The sequence below is a fragment of the Dactylosporangium fulvum genome (assembly GCF_025137375.1).
Taxonomy (GTDB): Bacteria; Actinomycetota; Actinomycetes; order Mycobacteriales; family Micromonosporaceae; genus Dactylosporangium; species Dactylosporangium fulvum.
This window is the reverse complement of record NZ_CP073720.1, coordinates 4125049-4144790: the sequence shown is the minus strand read 5'-3', so window position 1 is coordinate 4144790 and position 19742 is coordinate 4125049. Positions and strand designations below refer to the sequence as shown.

Below are 19742 nucleotides of genomic sequence, written 5' to 3'. Positions count from 1 at the left end.
ATGGACGGGACGGAACGGCCGTCAGGCGGCGACCACTCCGGGGAGGACGTCGTGGCCGCCGACGCCCTGGGCCGGGATGCCGCGCCAGCGGCTGCCCGGCGTGAGACGCTCGCCCTTCATGAGCAGGGAGAGCGAGCCGAGTGACACGTCGTCGCCGACCACGGCGTCGTAGAGCACGACGGCGTGGTTGCCGACCGTGGCGCCGGCGCCGACGGTGACGACGGACATCTTCATGACGCGGTCCTCGAACAGGTGGGTCTGCAGCGAGACCTCGGCGCCCACCGTGGCGTCGTCGCCGATCTCCACCAGGTCGAACTCGGTGAGGTAGGTGGTGCCGATCCAGGTCCGCCGGCCGATGCGGGCACCGAACCAGCGCAGGACCGGCGGGAGGAACGGCGTGCCGACGAGCATGCCGATGCCCGCCGGGACCGCGGCGGCCTCGTACAGGCCGGTGACGAACTCGGTCCGCCGCACGAACGGGCTCCACAGCGGCTCCACCCGCGGGCGGTACGTGCCGACGACGGTGCGCTTGGTCGCCGCGCAGTAGACGATGACGGCGACGCAGGCCGCGATGACCACGAAGGGCGACACGAGCGCCGGGATGGGCAGGTCCCGGCCACGGGCGAGCACGGACAGGACCCACAGGTAGAGATAGACGCTCATGCCCAGCAGCGAGGCCGGTGCGGTCGCGCGCGCGAACTCGACGGCGAGCCGCTGCACGACGAGCTTCCGCGGCGGGCGGAACGTCTCCGCCTCGGAGAAGCTGCCGCTGCTCTGCCGCACCGGCAGATGCATCGCCGGCGAGCCGAGCCAGGAGGTGCCCTCCGGCACGTCCTCGTCCGGGGGCAGGGTCCGGACCCCGACCAGGCTGCCGTCACCGAGGGTCGTCCCGGCCGGGACGAACGCGGCGTTGCCGACGAACGCCCGGCTGCCGACGCGGGTGGGCAGCAGCGCCATCCGGCCGTTGGCGAAGGTGGTGGCGCCGACGCTGGCCATGTCGGCGACGAAGCTCTCCGGTCCCAGGGTGAGCAGGTCGGGGTCGAGGTGCGCGGCGGTGGAGACCTCGGCGCCCCGGCCCACGCGGGCGCCGAGCAGCCGCAGCCACGGCACGGTGTAGAGCGTCGAGTACAGCGAGTTGGTGAACATCAGGCTGAACTCGAGCAGCTTGTCGGCGATCCACTTGCGGACGCCGAGCATGGAGCGCGCCGGGTGCACGCCGGCCGGTGCGTGCCGCAGCACCAGCCGCTTGCCGAGGGCGACCACGGCGCACGTGGTCAGCACGTACACCGGCCCGGCCGGGATCGTCGCGATGAGGCCGGCGAGCAGGCCCCATTGCAGCAGCGCCCACCACACGAGCAGGACGCTGGGCACGATCATCGCGATCGCGCTGAGCTCCAGCCCGGCGAGGCCGAGCACGGCGGCGACGAGGTGATGGAGCCGCCAGCCGCGCGCCGGCGCGCCGGCGCGCAGCAGGGTCTCGACGGTCGGCGAGAGCGCCTCGACGGGACCGGGCGGCGAGCCCGACCAGCGGGCCTGCGGCGGCACGGTCTCGCCCGGCTCGAGCACGGACTGCTCGCCGAGGCAGGCGTGCGGCCCGACCGACGCCCCGGGCTCGAGGACCGCGTTCGCCCCGACGAACGCGTGCTCGCCGACGGTGATGGGTTCGACGATCACCCAGCCGTCCTCCACCCGCCACGGGCGCATCGAGACGCCGTAGCCGATCGAGGCGTTGTTGCCGATCCGCAGCAGTGTGGGCAGGCTGATCGAGCTGGTCGCGATCGTGGTCCGGCGGCCGACCCGGGCGCCGAGCAGCCGCAGGTACATGGCCATCAGCGGGGAGCCGCTGATGACGGGCATCGGCCCGATGGCGAGCAGCAGGTTCAGCGCCCAGAGCCGGACGTAGGTCGGTCCCCAGAGCCGGTACCTCCCGGGCCGGATCCCCGCCGCCATCGGCCGGGCGAGCACCACCGGCACGATCCACCGCACGCCGAGGTAGCTGACGAGGATCGCCATCATGAGCTGGACGAGCACCTCGACGGAGACCCGCCCGTTGTTCCACGTGTAGACGTACGACACGGGCAGCGTGATGAGCAGCAGCAACAGGTAGATGACCAGCCCCTGGCCGACGCCGGCCGCCGCGATCCGCCCGCTGCGGTGCCGCAGCGGCTCCGGCCGGGGCGGCGCGGCCGGACCGGCCTGCCCGGCGACGGCGCGCAGCCGCGCGGCCATGCCCCGGATCGTCGGGTTGCTGTAGAGGTCGCGGACGGCGGCGCCGGCACCGACGGCACGGGCGCGCAGCGACGACACCACCCGGGCCGCGAGCAGGGAGTGGCCGCCGAGGTCGTTGAAGAAGTCCGCCTCGACCGACAGCGCCGACGGCTCGACGTTGAACGCCTCGGCCCACACCGCGCGGACCTCCTCCTCGATCTCGCCGTCGGCCGCGACGACCTCGCCCCCGGTCCGCACCGGCCGCCGGTTGACGGGGAACGGGAGTTGTTTGCGGTCGACCTTGCCGCTCGGCATGGCCGGCAGCGCGGTGACGACGTCGAGGTACCCCGGCACCATGTAGGCCGGCAGCCGCTCCTGCAGCTGGTCGTAGAGCCGCGGGACGAGCGCCTCGTCGGGCTCGCCGACGGTCGGCGGGACCACGTAGGCGGCGAGCTCACGCGGCGCGTCCTCGGCGGCGGAGACGGGCACGAGCGCGGCCACCGCCTCGGCGACCCCGTCGTCCTCCAGCAGCACGTTCTCGATCTCGCCGAGGTCGACCCGGTGTCCGCGGATCTTGACCTCGGCGTCGGCGCGGCCGAGGTACTCGATCTCACCGTTCTCGGTGAGCCGGCCGAGGTCGCCGGTGCGGTACAGGCGGGAGCCCGGCGGCGCCAGGGCGTGTTCGATGAACTTGTCGGCGGTGAGCTCCGGCCGCCCGACGTAGCCGCGCGCCACCCCGGGCCCGCCGATGCAGATCTCGCCGACCTCTCCGTCGGCGACGAGCCGGCGCTGCTCGTCGAGCAGCACGACGGAGTACGTCGGCAACGGCACGCCGATGGTGACAATCCGTCCCGGCAGCAGCTCGCACCAGGTCGCGGTGACGGTGGCCTCGGTCGGCCCGTACGTGTTGAGGATGCGCCGGCCGGGCCGGCTCCACCGCTCGACGAGCTGCCCCGGGCACGCCTCGCCGCCGACCAGCAGGTTGCGGATGCGGGGCAGGTCGCGCGGGATCGTCGCCAGAAGCGTCGGCACGCAGTACCAGACGGTGATGCGGGCCGCCTCGAGGAAGTCGGCGAGCTCGACGCCGAAGCGGCGCGAGTCGTTCGGGCCGGCGATCAGCGTCGCGCCGACCGACCACGTCGGCCAGATCTCCTCGATCGAGAAGTCGAACGCGATCGTCATGCCCTGGTAGACCCGGTCGTCCGGACGCACGTCGTACAGGCCGGGCACGACGTCGAGGAAGTTGCAGATGCTCGCCTGACCGACCTCCACGCCCTTGGGCCGCCCGCTGGAGCCGGAGGTGTAGATGACGTAGGCGGCCGGGTCGGTGCCGTCGTCGCGCTGCTCCGAGCGGTGCCCGGGCGCCGCGGCCAGCTCCGGGGTGGCGTCGGCCAGCACCACCGTGCAGGCCAGCCCGTCGGCCCGGTCGGCCAGCTCGGTCGAGGTGAGCAGCAGCCCGACGGCCGAGTCCTCGGTGATGTAGGCGACGCGGTCCGCCGGCGACTCCGGGTCGATCGGCACGAACGCCCCGCCGGCCTTGCCGATGCCGAGCAGCGCCACGTAGGTCTCCACCGAGCGGCGCAGCAGGATCGCCACCCGCACACCCTCGCGGACGCCGAGTGTGCGCAGGTGGTGCGCGAGCCGGTTCGCGCGGACGTCGAGCTCCTGGTAGGTGAGGTGCTCGTCCTCACACTCCAGCGCGACGGCGGCCGGGGTCCGGTCACACGCCGCCTCGAACACGTGGTGCAGGCGCCGCGTGCGCGGCACGGTGACAGTGACGGGTTCGGGCCAGGCCTCGATCTCGGCCGCCACGACGGCCTCGACCCGGGCGACGACGGCGCCTTCGACTTCGATTTCGGTGGTGGCGGCTTCGACCGGGTCCAGGGTGACCGCCGGGGTGTTCACCCGGCGGTCACCCGGATCAGGCTGCCCGTTCAGCGGTGACGTCGTTGTCCCGGTGATGGGTGCCTGGCTCACGGATCAGCTCCTCGGATGTGGGCGGAACAGCGGATGCGGTGGTGCCGAGGCCACGCTGACATCGAGACGCGACGATGCGGGTCCTGCCCGCGTGTGACGGCGGAATCCGTACGGGAAGGGATTCGGGAACACCACAAAATCGACACCAGGCCGGTGCCGTGGTCTCAGGTTGCCCCGTGGCAACGGACTCCGTGGCGTCCACCACGCAGTTCTCACCTTGAGACCACCCAGGTCACAGCAGCCCCACCCACGGCACCGGGGCACGGCCCGTCCGGACCATTCGGCGGGTCACCCCGCCGCGTCACCACGGGTAGGGCCACCGTCATTTCCCGGGACCGGCCGTCAGGTCGCCCCGGACGATGCCGGAGCTGCGGACGCCGTACGTGTTCGCGCAGGAGAACGCCCGCCGGGCGCGGCTCACGTCCCGGCACGGGCGGCGGAAAGCCCGTACCGTGCCGGAACGTCAGTAGGTGATCGTCAGGCAGGCCACCCGGGAACCGGCGGTGCCGGCCGAGCCGGGACTCGTGCTCGTCGGGTCGGCGTGGATCACCAGCGAGTTCGGGCGGTGGTCCGGCGTCAGCTCCCAGTCCTGCTCGGCGGTCGCCTCACCGCGGCCGCTCGCATCCGTGGTGAAGTCGAGCCACGCCTCGTTGTGGGGGTTGGCGTACGAGGGATCCGTCGACGGCGACCGGCTGGCCTTCGGGTCGGGATGATGCTGGAAGTGCGGGCCGGCGGCCGACGGGTCCTTGCCGCACGGCTCGGCGTGCAGGTGTGCCCCGTACCGGCGCTTCGGGTCGAATCCCGTCACCACGAGCGACTCCATGGTCCGCCCCTTGCCGCTGATGAGCGTGAGGTCGGCGCTCGGGCTGCCCTGAACCGCCGACGGCTCGTAGAGGAGCGCCTTCGCGTCCGCCGGGGCCGACGCCACCGGCACGAACGTGCCCTTCGCCGTCGCCTTGACGGGCTGCGTCGCCGACGGCGCAGCCGCCGGAGCGTCCGGGTCGTCGCTGCAACCGGCCACCGCCACCGTCACCACGAGGGTCAGCGCGGCCACGGCACAGCGGTTCAACAGCACGTCACCAGCCTGACCGCTGCCGGCCGCGGCACGGACGGGACACGCCTGCCGGTCACCCGGACGGTCACACCGGGCGTACCCCGCCGCCTGACGGCGACATCCTGGTCGCGGCGCCTACGGCCCGCCGGTGTAGGGCTGGATCCAGCCGCGGCTGCGGGCGATCCGCGCGGCCTCGTGGCGGTTGGCGGCGCCGGTCTTGCCCGTCGCGGAGGACAGGTAGTTGCGGACCGTGCCCGGGGACAGCGCGGCGTGGCGGGCGATCTCCTCGATCAGGGCGCCGTCCGCGGCGAGGGTCAGGACCTCGGTCTCACGGGCGGTGAGCGGGCTCTCGCCGGCGCTGATGGCCTCGGCGGCGAGCTGCGGGTCGACGTACCGGCCGCCGGTGTGGACGATGCGCACGACCGTCGCGAGGAGCTCGGCGGAGACCGTCTTGGCCAGGAAGCCGCGCACGCCACCGGTCAGCGCGCGTTTGAGGTGGCCGGGCAGGCCGTGGCTGGTGACGATCATCGTGCGGCAGGCCGGCAACTCCTCGTGCAGCACCACGGCGACGGCCACCCCGTCGAGGTCCGGCAGCTGCAGGTCCAGCACGGCGACGTCGGGACGCAGGGCGCGGGCCTGCGCCAGCGCCTCCCGGCCGGTCGCGGCCTGCGCGATCACCTCGAGGTCGTCCTCCAGCCCGAGCAGCGCCGCGATCGCGCCCCGGATGAGGTGCTCGTCGTCGGCGAGGAGGATGCGGATCGGCGCGGCGGTCATGCGATGGCCACCGTTCCGGCCGCCGCGGATGCGTCCACTATGGACGGCGGAAGCTCGACCGCCAGACGGAAGCCGCCCTGGGAAAGGAATCCGGCGGTCACCGTGCCACCGAGGCCGGTGACACGTTCGGTCAGGCCGACCAGCCCGCCGCCGAAGCGGACGCGGTCCTGCCGGGGCATGACACCGTCGTTCTCCATCGTCAGAGTCACCGCCGCCGGTCCGGTGCGCAGCGTCACGGTGCAGGAGCGGGCGTCGCTGTGCCGCAGCATGTTCGTCGTGCCCTCCCGGACCACCCAGCCCAGGATGCCCTGCACCGCTTCCGGCAGGCCCGCGCCGTCACCGATGACGCGGCACTCGATGCCGGCCGAGGCGAGCAGCGCGCGGGCCCCGGCGAGCTCCGTGGTGAGGTCGGCCGCGCGGTACCCGCCGACCAGCGACCGCAGCTCGGCGAGCGACTCCTGGGCGATCCTGCGCACCTCCAGCATCTCGTCGACCGCCTCGTCGCGGCCGCGCTTGGCCAGCTGCGCGGCCAGCTCGGCCTTCAACGAGACGACCGACAGCGTGCGGCCGACGACGTCGTGCAGGTCACGCGCGAACCGCAGCCGCTCCTCGGCGACCGCGAGCCCGGCCTGCACGTGCCGCGCCCGGTCGAGCTCCCGGACCACGCCGAGCATCCACAGCGACACCCGGTTGGCCAGGACGATCCCGGTGAGCAGCGTTCCGAGCACGACCGCGGCACGGGGATCGCCGCCCAGGACGAGCGCGCCGGTGCACGCCACCGCCGCGGCGAGCGACGAGCGCAGGCGGACCGCCGTGCACAGCGCGGCGACGTACGACCCGGCCAGGACGATGAGGACCGCGGTCGCCGGGCCCGCAAGCCGGCCGGGTGTCGGCCCCGGATACACGGCGAGAGCAAGGCCGACCCCGCCGGCGGTCAGCGCGGCACCGGCGGCGACGAGGCCGATCGGCTTGGGCCGCAGACCGATGTAGTGGTCGATGCCGGCGCGCAGCAGCAGCAGGCAGACACCCGTGTGCACGACGGTCAGGGCGGCGACTACCCACGACTCGCCGATGCCGACGTCGGCGTGGACGAGGCCGCCGGCGAAGAACGGCGAAACCAGCACGTAGGAGTAGAAGGAGACGCGGATGTACAGCTCGAACCGCTCCGCCTGGCTCCTCCGGAACCACCACGCGCGCATGCCGCCCTCCCTCTCACCGTCGCGGTTCCCAGCGGAACCAGCGCAGCACGGCCAGCCAGCCGAGCACCGTCCAGGCTACGAGCAGTCCCGCCGGCGCCGCAGCCGCGCGCAACACGCCGAGGAACGTGCCGCCGTCGCCGACCCAACCGAGCCGCATGAGCTCGGTCGCCGGTGCCAGTGGCAACCACCGTAGAATGTCGGCGACCACCGGGGGGACGGTGTCCGGCGGGACGAACAACCCGGTGCCGAGCAGGCACACGACGAGCACGGGCAGCGTGGTGATCTGGGCCAGCTCGACCGTGCGGGTGAGCGCCGAACTGACCGCGGCCAGCAATACGAACGCGACGACCCCGGCGACGGCGCCGAACAGCAGCACCGGGGCGTTGACCGGCACCGGCAGGCCCATCAGCACGGCGCCGCCGGCCACGAACAGCAGGATCTGCAGCACCGCGACGGCCAGGGTCGGGCCGGCGGTGCCGACGAGGATCGCGGCATCGGTGAGCTCGCCGGTGCGCAGCCGCTTGAGGACGAGTTCCTCCCGGCGGGCCACGTAGGTGGTGACCAGGTTGTAGTAGACGACGCCGAGGATGACCATGCCGAGCAGCCCGGTCACGAGCCGCGAGTTGCCGGCGGGGTCGCCGTCGCTCGCGGCGCTCGCGGTGAGCCCGACGAGCGGCACCGGCAGCACCGCGGCGTTGAACAACGCCATCCGGTTGCGCAGCAACAGCAGCAGCTCGGCACGCCCGAGTGCGAGAACGCTCTTCACGGCCGCTCCCCCGCGATCGACAGGAACGCCTCTTCCAGCGACGCCGACCGGGCGTCCAGCCCGATGAGCTCGACCCCGCACCGGTCCGCCCAGCCGAGCAGCGCGGCCAGCGCCGGTTGCAGCGCCGTGGTGTGGACGAGGACCCTGCCGTCGCCGACGAGCACCTCACCCGGCAGCGGTGGCAGGTCGACGCCGGGCGGCGCGGCGAAGGCGATGCGGGACGGGTAGGCCGCCACCACCTCGGCCACCGAGCCGGCGGTGACGATCCGGCCGCGGTGCATGATGGCGAGCCGGTCCGCGAGCGCCTGCGCCTCCTCCAGGTAGTGGGTACTCAGCAGGATCGTGACCCCCTCACGGAGCAGGTCGCGCAGCAGGCGCCAGGCGTCGTGGCGGCTCTGCGGGTCCAGCCCGGTCGTCGGCTCGTCGAGGACGAGTACCTCGGGCCGGCCCAGGATCGCGACCGCCAGGTCGAGGCGGCGCCGCTCGCCGCCGGAGAGCTGCCGCACCCGGACCGTCGCCCGATGGTCGAGACGGACCAGCGTCAGCGCCTCGGCGACCGGCCGTGGCGAGGTGAGCGTCCCGGCCCACATCCGCAGCGTCTCCAGCACGGTGAGGTCGGCCGGGAAGCCGCCCTCCTGCAGCATCATGCCCATCCGCGGACGGACCCACGCCCGGTCGGCGAACGGGTCGTGGCCGAGGATCCGCACCCGGCCGCCGCCCGGGCGGTCCAGACCCTCGACAAGTTCCAGGGTTGAGGTCTTCCCGGCGCCGTTCGTGCCGAGCAGCGCGAACAGCTCGCCCCGCTCGACGCCGAAGGACACGTCCCGGACGGCCTCGAAGTGGCCGTACCGCCGGCACAGCCCGTACACATCGATCACTGACATGACAGCAGTCTGTCGGGGTGGCGGGCCGCCTCGTAGTGCAGCCGTACACCGATCCGGCTGTACCGTTCACCGCCCGGCGATGACAAATGTCATGCCGTGCGTGTGAGATACCGGATGACGGTGGTCCCCGCCGGCGGCCGGGCACCGGGCCGGGCCGCCCGCCGTGCCTACGGTGTGATCGTGATGGCGACGACGACCCGCGCCCGCCGGGCCACGATCCGGCCGTGCGCGCAGCCGACCGTGTTCGTGCTGTTCGGCGCGACCGGAGACCTGGCCAGGCGGATGGTCCTGCCGGCGTTCATGACCCTCGCCCTCGAACGGCTCCTGCCCGACGACTGGGTGCTCATCGGCAACGGCCGCGGCGACCTCACGCACGAGGACTTCCGCGACCACGTCCGCGAGGCGCTGGACAAGTTCGGGCCGCACCCGGACAAGCGGGCGTGGCGCGACTTCGAGCGGCGGCTGCTCTTCGCCGGCCACGGGTTCGACAAGCACGACCCGGGCCGCCTGCTCGACGTCATCGGCGAGGCCCGCGAGCGGGTCGGCGACGACGCCCAACTGGTGCACTACCTCGCCGTGCCGCCGGTCACCTTCGCCGGCATCACCGAGGCCCTCGGCGCGCACGGGCTCGCCGAGGGCGCCCGGGTCGTCTACGAGAAACCGTTCGGGACCTCGCCGGCGAGCTTCCGAACGCTCAACCGCACCGTGCGCTCGGTGCTCGACGAGGAGCAGGTCTACCGGATCGACCACTTCCTCGGCAAGGAGGCCACGCAGAACCTGCACGTGCTGCGCTTCGCCAACGAGCTGTTCGGCGCGGCCTGGCACCGCGACCACATCGAGAGCGTGCAGATCGACGTCCCGGAGACGCTCGGCATCACCGACCGCGCCGCGTTCTACGACGCCACCGGGGCGGTGCTGGACATGCTCGTGACGCACCTGTTCCAGGTCGCCGCCGAGGTCACGATGGAGCCGCCGGCGAGCCTCGGCGCCACCGACCTCCAGGCCGCGCGGGAGAAGGTCATCCGCTCGTTCCGCCCGCTCGACCCGGCGGAGGTCGTCCTGGGCCAGTTCACCGGCTACCGCGACGAGCCGGGCGTCGCGGCACGGTCCCGGACGGACACGTTCGTCGCCGCGCGCCTGTGGATCGACAACCCGCGCTGGCGGGGTGTGCCGTTCCTGCTGCGGACCGGCAAGCGGCTCGCCGTGAGCGAGGAGCGGGTCAGCCTCGTCCTGCGCACCCCGCACGGCCCCTTCGGCGAACTGCCCGGGCAGGCCAACGTCATCTCGTTCTCCCTGTCCGGGTCGGGCGAGATCGACGTGCGGTTGCTCGCGAAGAAACCCGGGGTGGAGTTGTACGTCGAGCCGGCCGACGCCCGCCTCCCGCTGGCCCAGCTGCCGGACGCCGCGCCGCTGCCGCCCTACGTACGGTTGATCCACGACATCCTGCTCGGCGACCGCTCCCTGTTCACCCGCCCCGACGGCCTGTCGGCGGTGTGGAAGGTCGCCCAGCCGCTCCTCGACAACCGCCCCCGCCCGCAGCCGTACCCGCAGGGCTCGTGGGGCCCGCCGCAGGCCCGCAGACTCGCGGCGCCCCGGAAGTGGCTGGTGGGGCAGTAGTTCCCGCTGCCGGCCCCGTCACCCGGCCCGGCTGCCCGGCGTCAGGCCGGGGCCGGCTCCGGGGTCTGCGCCGGTGCCGAACCAGTCGCCGATCGTTCGGGCGCCCGCGCCGTCGGTCGACCGCGAGCAGCAGCCAGACCGGGTTCTTGCCCAGGCCGGTGCGGGCGATGAGCAGGCCGCCGACGATGAAGCCGGTGCTCAGCACGCCCCAGAGCAGGCCCCACGCCTCCACGGAGACCAGCGACAGCCCGTAGGCGTCCATGAGCGCCATGAACACGCCGCCGAGGAAGTTGTTGAACGCCGAGAACAGGATGAGCGCGGGCAGGTCGGGCACCTGGCCGATGACCAGCATGGTGCCGCGCAGGTCGACCGTCCGCTTCGGGGCCGGCGCCGGCTCGTCCGGCTCCGGCATCGCCGTGTGCCCGGCCGCTGCCTCGACCGGGGCCGGGAGCGCCGGTTCGGCCGTCGCCGGGGCACGCTCGGCCACCGGCACGGCGGCCAGGTGCGCCACGGCGAGGGCGAGCACCCCGAGCGCCAGGACCAACACCCAGAACATGCCACCGATCGCGACGAGGATCCCGCTGATCACCGACGTGACGAGGAAGGTCACGCCCGACGTGGTGCCGACGAGGAAGATCCCGGAGACCACGCCGGTCGCGAAGACGGACCGGGTCTGTAGGACCTCAAGCCGGGTTGATGTCCAGCCGAGGTCTCCCGCTCACCCCACGATGTTGAACGACCACGGGTAATCGTCGTAGGCGGCCGTCACGATCCCGAACTGGGTGCTGGCGGTGTAGGACTCCTGCCCGTCGAGAATCTTGATGACGACCCGGCCGCCGTCGGCGAGGTTGATGTACCCGGCGTGGACGGCCGCGGTGCAGACCGAGGAGTCGAGTGTGTACGGGCCGGAGCCCCACACGGGGCCGATCGTCCCCTCGGGCGGGCACTGGTACGCGACGGTCCGGCCGGGCTTGGCGGTGTATGCCGTGGCGGTGGTGTACCAGTCGACGTTGTCCTGCTCGACGTCGGCCGCCACCTGCTCACCGTGCGTCTCCTCACCTCCGGTCGTCTGCCGCTGGCCCGTCGACCGGTCGCCCGAGTTGTCGTCACCGGTGCCGCCGAGCTTGGTCAGGCCGTAGACGCCGAGGCCGATCACCAGCAGCACGACGACGGCGGCCGCGACGAGCACGCCGGTGCGGCGCTTCGGGCCGGACGACGGCGGGGCGGGCACGGCCGGGGGCGCCGCGCCGTAGCCGTTCGGCGGCACCGTGGTCCGGCCGGACGACGGCGGGGTGGGCCCGGGACGCAACGGCGGTGGTTCGATGCCGACCGGCGGGGCGGGTGGGCCCGACGACGGCGCCGGGTAGGCGGCGACGTGCGCCATGCCGAACCCGGGCGACACGGGTGCGCCCGACACGGGTGCGCCCGACGCCGGCACCGCCGACGTCGGCGTGGCGGGCGGCCCGGACACCGCGAACGGCGCCACGGACCCGGCAGCACCCGGCGGGAACGGCCCGCCGGCACCGGGCGAGACCGGCGGCCCGGAAACCGCGAACGGCGCCACGGACCCAGCGGCACCCGGCGGGAACGGCCCGCCGGCACCGGGCGAGACCGGCGACCCGGACACCGCAGCGCCGACCGCGCCCTGCGCCACCACGAGTTCCGGCTGCTCGACCGCCGTCGGGGCGACGCCGAGGGCCTGGTGCAGCAGCGTGGCGACCAGCGGGATCCGGCTGCCGCCGCCGACGAGGAAGACGCCGGCGATGTCGGCCGGGCTCAGGCCCGCCGACGCGATCGCGGCCCGGGTCGCGGTCACCGTCGCGGTCAGGATCGGCCGCGCCAGCTGCTCGAACTGGTCGCGTCCGAGCGGGACGTCCACGTCGAACGCCGGGATGTGGATCATCGTGGTGGAGGTGCGGGACAGCATCTCCTTGGCCGAGCGGACGTCGTCCCACAGCAGCCGGTTCGCGCGCCGGTCGGCGCTGCCGGTGGGGTGCAGGAGCCGGCTCCAGGCGGCGGGGTCGCGGGCGGCGTGGATCGCGCCGAGGTGGGCGACGATCGCGGCGTCGATGTCGAGGCCGCCGCTGGTGCTCAGGCCCTCGGCGGAGAGCACCTCGAACGTGCCGGCGCCGTGCCGGACCACCGACGCGTCGAAGGTGCCGGCGCCCAGGTCGTACACGACGAAGGTCGAGCCCGGGCCGGCGTTGGCGGCGCTGATCGCGCGGAAGACCTGGGCGGCGGCCACCGGCTCGGGCAGCAGGGCGACGGCACCGAGGCCGGCGCGCTCGGCGGCCGCCAGCAGGACGCCGCGCCGGGTCTGCGCCCAGGCGGCCGGAAAGGTCAGCGTGACCTGGCCGATCGGGCCGCCGGAGACCCGCCGCGCCTCGCCGACGACCCGGGCGAGCACCGCCGCGATGAGGTCGACGGTGGGGATCTCGTGGTCGCCGAGCAGCACGGTGGCCTCGTCGATGCGCCGCTTCGGGTTGGGCTCGAACCGCTCCGGGCTGACCCGGGCGGCGTGCGCCGCGTCGCGGCCCACGAGCAGCCCGGCGTGCGGGTCGGCGTAGACGGCGGACGGCAGTGTCGGCGAGCCGTCGAAGAGCAGGGGCCGCACGTTGCCGTCGGGCCAGGCCAGCATCGCCACGGTGTTCGAGGTACCGAAGTCGACCCCGAGTCGGTACTCTCGCACGTCCACGTGGCCAATATACGGACTCCCCGCCACGGCCAGATCCTCTCAACGGCGCGTGCGGCTACCTGTTCCGGTGGCAGGGTTGCCCGCGTCACCGGTCGGTGCGCTCATAGACGTCCGGCACGCCGTCGGCGTCGGCGTCGACCTCTTCCTCGGCGCACAGCAGGCGGTAGTACCGGTTGCGCAGCCGCAGCACGACGGCGGCCAGCACGGCGGCGGTCGTCGAGCCGAGCAGGACGCCGATCTTCGCGTAGCCGTCCTGCGTGGTGCCCGTGCCGAAGGCGAGCTCGGCGATGAGCAGCGAGACGGTGAACCCGACGCCGCCGAGGAGCCCGATGCCGAGCACGTCCCACCAGGACACGCCTTCGGCGAGCCGGGCGCGGGTGAACCGCTGCACCAGCCAGGTCGCGCCGACGACGCCGACGGTCTTGCCGGCGACCAGGCCGACGGCGATGCCGAGCGTGACCGCGTTGGCGATGCCCGTACCGCCGCCGACGCCGGCGATCGAGACACCGGCGGCGAAGAAGGCGAACACCGGCACCGCCACGCCGGCCGACAGCGGGCGCCACCGGTGCTCGAGCCGGTGGGCCAGGCCCGCGCCCGGGGCGCCGGCCGCCGGCCGGACCGGGACGGTGAACGCCAGCAGCACACCGGCGACCGTGGCGTGGATCCCGGCGGCGTGGACCAGCGCCCAGGTCGCCACGGCGAGGGGCAGGAGCAGCCAGGCGGACGTGACGCCGCGGCGCACCAGCAGGCCGAAGCCGGCCAGCGGCACGGCCGCCAGCAGCAACGGCAGCCAGGCCAGCGCGGCGGTGTAGAAGACGGCGATGATGACGATCGCCAGCAGGTCGTCGACGACGGCGAGCGTGAGCAGGAAGGTGCGCAGCGCGGCCGGCAGGTGGGTGCTGATCACGCCGAGCACCGCGAGCGCGAACGCGATGTCGGTCGCGGTCGGCACCGCCCAGCCGGCGAGGGAGCCACCGGCGGCGGTGGCGTTCACCAGCGTGTAGATGACCGCGGGCACGACCATCCCGCCCACGGCGGCCGCCACGGGCAGCACGGCCCGGCGCGGGTCGCGGAGGTCACCGGCGACGAACTCCCGCTTGAGCTCCAGCCCGGCGACGAAGAAGAACACCGCGAGCAGTCCGTCGGCGGCCCAGCCGGCGAGGGTCAGGTCGAGGTGCCAGGCGGCGGGACCGACCCGGACGCCGGACAGCGCCGCATACGAGGCCGACCAGGGCGAGTTGGACCACAGCAGGGCGACGACGGTCGCGACGAGGAGGAGCAGGCCGCCGATCGACTCGGTGCGCAGGACGTCACCGATCCGGCTGACCTCGGGCCACGTGCCGCGTTCGAGCAGGCGGCGTGCGCGGCTACGGGTCATGGTGGCTCCTGGGGGTCGGAAACGGGGATGTCCACGAGGACATCGCCGACCAGACTTCCCGGCACACCTGGATGACACCCTACGGCATCCGCGAATCGCCCGCATTCGCTACCGAATGCAAGCAAGTCTTCACTCTACGTGTTAGCTTCTGGGCATGGACACGGCGCGTCACGAGGCAGCGGTCGTGTCGCCCGGGGTCGACGACGACCCCACGGCCGCGGTGAACCGATGGGTCATCGGCCCGATGACCGCCCTCAACCGGGACATCCTCGCCGGCCGCGAGCCGCCCGACGCGTTCCCGGCGATGGTCCAGCACGCCGTCGGGCCGCTCCTCGACACACCCGAGCGATACGGCCCCCGTGACACCTGCCAACTGCTGGTCCTGCTGGGACTCGTGGGCGCCGGCCTGGGCCGGCACTTCCAGGAGCGGCACCCCGCCCACCGCGCGACCCCGGAGCGGGCCTTCGACGTCGGTGTCGGCGTCGGCGTCGAGCCGATCGGCTTCCTCGAGTACTTCCACCGCCTCGCCGAGCACAGCGGCACCGGGCACCCGCACCGCGACACGTACGCGTCGCTGACCCGCTGGAACCTGCCGCCGAGCGAGGCATGGTGGGGCGGTGCCCGGCTCGCGGTCCTGCCGGGCGTGTTCGACGACGGGGCGTTGCGCACCTACACGGCGGCGGTCGACGAGGTGCGCTTCTTCGAGCTGATCAAGCTGTCGGAGACGTTCGAGCGCGCGGTGAACCTGGCCGTGGGCCCGCTCGCCGACGGCAGCGTCGACCTGCTCGGCGCCGAGGCCCTGCACCGGCTCGGCGTCGCCGCCCTGCTCCTGGAGGGCATGCGGAAGCTCAACGCGGACTTCGCGGCGCTGCCGCCCGCCGAAGGACTCAGCGCGGGCCACTTCATGGACGTGTTCCGCCAATTCGCGGTGCACTGGCGGCCCGGCGACGTCCCGCCCAGCGGCGCGCTGGACCCGGAGGCGCTGGAGCGCGACCTGGTGCTCGGCACCGAGGCACCGGGGTTCCGCGAGCACCTGCACCGGATGGGGCCCGGGCTGCTGCCCGCCGAGCGCGACCGGCTCGCCGCCGTCGCCGACGTGCCGGCGCTGACCGAGCTCGTGCTCCAGCGGTGCGACCCGGAGGACGGACTCGCCCAGGCGACGCAGACGCAGCTGCGGATGCTGGTCGGCCGGTTCCCCGTGCTGGCCGCGCTGCACCTGGTGCTCCAGGCCAACGCCCGGATGTCCGGCGTCCACCTGATGCTGAGCAAGCGGTACCTCTTCAACCCGCAGCGGGCGCGGGACCGGAGCGGCTACGGCGACCCGGGCGTCGTCTCCAACCGGCGCGGTACGACCGGGATGGACGAGACCGCGCTGGAGCACCTGACCCGCGTGCGGCAGCACCATCCACTGGTCGCGTTGCGTGGCCTGCCGACGGCGGAGCTGGAGGTACTGACCGGGCTCGCCGCCCTGCGCGCCGACGCACCCGGCGACCTCTCGGCGGCGGTCGGGTTCGACGGCACCTCGGCCCTGCGGCAGCGTCCCACGGCCGACGACCTGACCGGGCCCGCGCGGCCGGCGGAAGGCGCGCCGTGAACCCGGAGACCCTGCACTCGCCGTCGGCGCGCGCGGCGCCCGGCCACGACCCGCGGGTCGGTGCCGACCAGCTGCTCGCGCTCATCGACAACACCTCCGCCGTCATCTACATGCGCGACCTGGACGGGCACTACATGCTCGTCAACCGCGAGTACGAGCGGCTGTTCGACGTCTCCCGGGACACGATCGTCGGGCTGACCGACCACGACCTGTTCCCGGAGCCGATCGCTTCGGCGTTCCGCGCCAACGACCTGCAGGCCGCCGAGCGCGGGCGGCCGGTGTCGATGGAGGAGACCGCGCCCGGCGAGGACGGCCTCCACACGTACATCACCGTCAAGTTCCCGCTCATCGACGACGGCGGCCGCGCGTACGCGGTGTGCGGCATCTCCACCGACATCACCGACCGCAAGCGGGCCGAGGAACAGGTCCGCAGGCTCAACGCCGAGCTCGAGGACCGCGTGCAGCAGCGCACCGCGGAGCTGCAGGCGTCGACGCGGGAGCTCGACGCGTTCGCGTATTCGGTGTCGCACGACCTGCGGGCGCCGCTGCGGTCCCTGGACGGCTACGCGCAGCTGCTGGTCGAGGACTACGCCGACCGGCTCGACGCGGAGGGCCGCGAATACCTGGGACGACTCCAGGCCAACGTGGCGCGGATGAGCCAGATGATCGACGACCTGCTCGACCTGTCCCGTGCCACCCGCACCGAGCTGCACCGCAGCACGGTCGACGTCACGGACCTCGCCCGGCGGGTCGTCGACGAGCTGCGTACCGTCGAACCGGACCGGCGGGTCGAGGTGCGGATCGCACCGGGGCTCACCGCCCCCGGCGACCCCGACCTGGTCCGGCTCGTGCTGCAGAACCTCATCGGCAACGCGTGGAAGTTCACCGGGCAACACGCGGACGCACTCGTCGAGGTGGACCGCGAGCCGCCGGACGTGTTCTACGTGCGGGACAACGGCGCCGGCTTCGACATGCGCTTCGCCGCCAAGCTGTTCGAGCCGTTCCAGCGGCTGCACGCGGCCAGCGAGTTCGACGGCAGCGGCATCGGCCTGGCCATCGTGCACCGGATCGTCAGCCGCCACGGCGGGTGGATCCGGGCCGAGAGCCGGGTCGGCGAGGGCTCGACCTTCCGCTTCACCCTGGCGCCGGAGCGGCACATCGACACCGCCACGGCCGCGGAGCGGCCATGAACGAGGAAATGAACGACGGTGTCATCCTGCTCGTCGAGGACAACCCGGACGACGTGACGTTCACCCTGCGGGCGTTCGCCAAGAACAACATCACCAACCAGGTGGTGATCGCCAGCGACGGCGCCGAGGCCCTCGACCTGCTGCTGCCGCCGGACGGGCGGCCGCCCCTGCAGCCCGCCCTGGTCCTGCTCGACATGAAGCTGCCGAAGTACGACGGCCTCGAGGTCCTGCAGCGGCTCCGGGCCGCGCCGTCGACCCAGGCGCTGCCGGTCGTCGTGCTCACCACGTCGAGCGAGGAACGCGACATCGTCGAGAGCTACCGGCTCGGCGCCAACAGCTACGTGCGCAAGCCCGTCATCTTCACCGACTTCGTGCGGGCCACGAACGTCCTGGGGATGTACTGGCTGCTGGTCAACGAGCCGGTACCACCGCGCCCGGGCAGCCACGCATGAACCCGATCCGCCTGCTCCTCGTCGAGGACGACGACGAGGACGCGCGGCTCATCGTCACCCGGCTGCGCCGCAGCGGCCTCGACCTCACCGTCGACACCGTGCACAGCGCCGCACAGCTGCGCGGCTCGCTCGCCGGGGACGAGCCCGACCTGGTCATCTCCGACTACAACCTGCCGGCGTTCACCGCCGAGGAGGCGCTGCAGATCCTGCGCGAGCACGGCTGCGACGCGCCGTTCCTGCTCGTGTCCGGGCAGGTCGGCGAGGACCGCGCCGCCGCCATGATGAAGGCCGGCGCGTGCGACTTCATCCTCAAGGACCGCATGGGCCGCCTGGTCCCGGCGGTACAGCGCGAGCTGCGCGACGCCGAGGAACGCCGGCAGCTCCGCGCCGCCGAGGCCGCCCTGCGCGCCAGCGAGCAGCGGTTCCGGCTGCTCGCCGAGCACGCCATCGACGTCATCTTCCGGTACCGGCTGATCCCGGACCGCGCCCTCGAATACGTCAGCCCGGCGGTCACGTCGATCACCGGCCACCCGACGGCCGAGCTCTACGCCGACCCCGACCTGCTCATGACGATCTTCGACCCGGACGAGCTGGGCCGGTTGGCGACGGTGTGGCCCGAGGGCCGCAAGCACCCGACGGTCCTGCGGGCCCGGCACCGCGACGGCCACCAGCTGTGGATCGAGGTGCGCACCCAGGCCGTGCGGGACGACGAGGGCGAACCGGTCGCCGTCGAGGGCATCCTGCGCGACGTCACCGAGCAGCACGACGCCGAACTGGAACGGCAGCGCCTCGACCACCAGCTCCGCCAGACCGAGCGGCTGGACTCCCTGGGACGGCTCGCCGGCGGCATCGCCCACGACTTCAACAACCTGCTCGCGGTCATCACCGCCTACGCCGCCGACGTCGCGAACGACCTCGGCCCCGGCCACCCGAGCCACCCCGACGTCGAGCGGATCAGCCGCGCCGCCGACCGGGCCGCGGCCCTCACCCGCCAGCTGCTCATCTTCAGCCGGCTCGAGCCGTCCCGGCCCGAGGTCCTCGACCTCAACGAGGTCGTCGCCGACACCGAGCAGCTGCTGCACCGCACCATCGGCGAGGACGTCACGCTCACCAGCGACCTGGAGGCGGGGCTGCCGCCGGTTGTCATCGACCGCAGCAAGTTCGAGCAGATCGTGGTCAACCTCGTGGTCAACGCGCGGGCCGCGATGCCGGGCGGCGGCCAGCTCACCCTCACCACCCGGCGGGTGCCGGGCACCACCGGGCCGGGCAGCGTGCAGCTGACGGTCACCGACACCGGGTGCGGCATGACCCCGGAGGTCGCGAGCCGCGCCTTCGAGCCGTTCTTCACCACCAAGGGGCCGGGCGACGGCACCGGGCTCGGGCTCGCCACCGCCTACGGCGTGGTCACCGAGGCGGGCGGCGACATCCGCATCGACACCACACCGGGCCGGGGCACCACGATGGCCGTCACCCTGCCCGAGGCCGACCGGCCGGCCGGGCCGGCGTCCGAAGGCCCCGCCGGTGGCGCCGTCCCGGACGCGGGGTCCCGGCACGTCGTCGTGGTGGAGGACGACGCGGACGTCCGCGACATCGTGGTCCGCATCCTGTCGAAGGCCGGCTACCGCGTCACCGCCCCGCCCACCTCGACCGCGGCACTGCAGCTGTGCACCGACCCGGCGACCGGCCTGGACGCGCTCATCACCGACGTGATCATGCCGGAGGTCACCGGCCCGCAGCTCGCCGAGGCGGTCCGCGCGGCCCGCCCGCACCTGCCGGTGCTGTACATCTCCGGGTACACGGCGGGCAACCTGCCCGGCGGCCACACCCTGTCCGACGACACCCCGCTGTTGTCCAAGCCGTTCACCGCCGACCAGCTCCGCCGGTCCGTCGCCGACCTGCTCAACCGGGTCCGCCAGGCGAGCCGTGCCTGACCGGGCGCTGACCCGCCCGCCGC

General features: G+C 73.5%; 13 protein-coding genes. 5 read left to right on the top strand and 8 right to left on the bottom strand.

The genetic code is table 11. From position 1 onward, the window contains the following. Positions 1-21: 21 nt before the first annotated feature. From Dfulv_RS19615 to Dfulv_RS19590, 6 genes are all read right to left on the bottom strand, one after another. Entirely contained in the window at positions 22-4185 is a 4164-nt protein-coding gene (locus Dfulv_RS19615; protein ID WP_259865463.1) for a Pls/PosA family non-ribosomal peptide synthetase, read from the bottom strand. Between the two features lie 463 nt (positions 4186-4648). Beyond that, on the bottom strand, positions 4649-5260 hold the full coding sequence (locus Dfulv_RS19610) for a superoxide dismutase family protein (RefSeq protein WP_259865462.1): 612 nt from the start codon (positions 5258-5260) through the stop codon (positions 4649-4651). 114 nt (positions 5261-5374) lie between these two features. Further along, a complete protein-coding gene (locus tag Dfulv_RS19605) occupies positions 5375-6013 on the bottom strand; it encodes a response regulator transcription factor (protein WP_259865461.1) in 639 nt (212 codons plus the stop codon). Then, on the bottom strand, positions 6010-7212 hold the full coding sequence (locus Dfulv_RS19600) for a sensor histidine kinase (RefSeq protein ID WP_259865460.1): 1203 nt from the start codon (positions 7210-7212) through the stop codon (positions 6010-6012). The genes Dfulv_RS19605 and Dfulv_RS19600 overlap by 4 nt, the downstream gene beginning before the upstream one ends. Positions 7213-7225: 13 nt before the next feature. Further along, on the bottom strand, positions 7226-7978 hold the full coding sequence (locus Dfulv_RS19595; protein WP_259865459.1) for an ABC transporter permease: 753 nt from the start codon (positions 7976-7978) through the stop codon (positions 7226-7228). Continuing rightward, positions 7975-8862: an ABC transporter ATP-binding protein gene (locus Dfulv_RS19590; protein ID WP_259865458.1), complete on the bottom strand. Its 888-nt coding sequence runs from the start codon at positions 8860-8862 to the stop codon at positions 7975-7977. Before Dfulv_RS19590 ends, Dfulv_RS19595 begins: the two co-directional genes overlap by 4 nt. A gap of 114 nt (positions 8863-8976) precedes the next feature. Between Dfulv_RS19590 and Dfulv_RS19585 the strand changes: the two genes are divergently transcribed. Next, complete coding sequence (locus tag Dfulv_RS19585; RefSeq protein ID WP_259865457.1) at positions 8977-10479, top strand: glucose-6-phosphate dehydrogenase; 1503 nt, start codon at positions 8977-8979, stop codon at positions 10477-10479. A gap of 718 nt (positions 10480-11197) precedes the next feature. On the opposite strand, the gene Dfulv_RS19580 is transcribed toward Dfulv_RS19585, so the two are convergent. Beyond that, positions 11198-13174, bottom strand: a complete 1977-nt coding sequence (locus tag Dfulv_RS19580; RefSeq protein WP_259865456.1) for an Hsp70 family protein — start codon at positions 13172-13174, stop codon at positions 11198-11200. A gap of 85 nt (positions 13175-13259) precedes the next feature. Next, positions 13260-14552: a Na+/H+ antiporter NhaA gene (gene nhaA / locus Dfulv_RS19575; protein WP_259865455.1), complete on the bottom strand. Its 1293-nt coding sequence runs from the start codon at positions 14550-14552 to the stop codon at positions 13260-13262. Positions 14553-14706: 154 nt separating this feature from the next. Between nhaA and Dfulv_RS19570 the strand changes: the two genes are divergently transcribed. The 4 genes from Dfulv_RS19570 to Dfulv_RS19555 are packed head-to-tail and all read left to right on the top strand — an operon-like array spanning position 14707 to position 19719. Continuing rightward, the gene (locus Dfulv_RS19570) at positions 14707-16146 is read left to right on the top strand and encodes a hypothetical protein (RefSeq protein ID WP_259865453.1); all 1440 of its coding nucleotides are present in this window, start codon (positions 14707-14709) and stop codon (positions 16144-16146) included. Next, the gene (locus Dfulv_RS19565) at positions 16143-17336 is read left to right on the top strand and encodes a sensor histidine kinase (RefSeq protein ID WP_259865451.1); all 1194 of its coding nucleotides are present in this window, start codon (positions 16143-16145) and stop codon (positions 17334-17336) included. The genes Dfulv_RS19570 and Dfulv_RS19565 overlap by 4 nt, the downstream gene beginning before the upstream one ends. Continuing rightward, positions 17333-17788: a response regulator gene (locus Dfulv_RS19560; RefSeq protein WP_259865449.1), complete on the top strand. Its 456-nt coding sequence runs from the start codon at positions 17333-17335 to the stop codon at positions 17786-17788. Before Dfulv_RS19565 ends, Dfulv_RS19560 begins: the two co-directional genes overlap by 4 nt. Further along, the gene (locus Dfulv_RS19555; protein ID WP_259865448.1) at positions 17785-19719 is read left to right on the top strand and encodes a response regulator; all 1935 of its coding nucleotides are present in this window, start codon (positions 17785-17787) and stop codon (positions 19717-19719) included. Before Dfulv_RS19560 ends, Dfulv_RS19555 begins: the two co-directional genes overlap by 4 nt. Positions 19720-19742 lie beyond the last annotated feature (23 nt).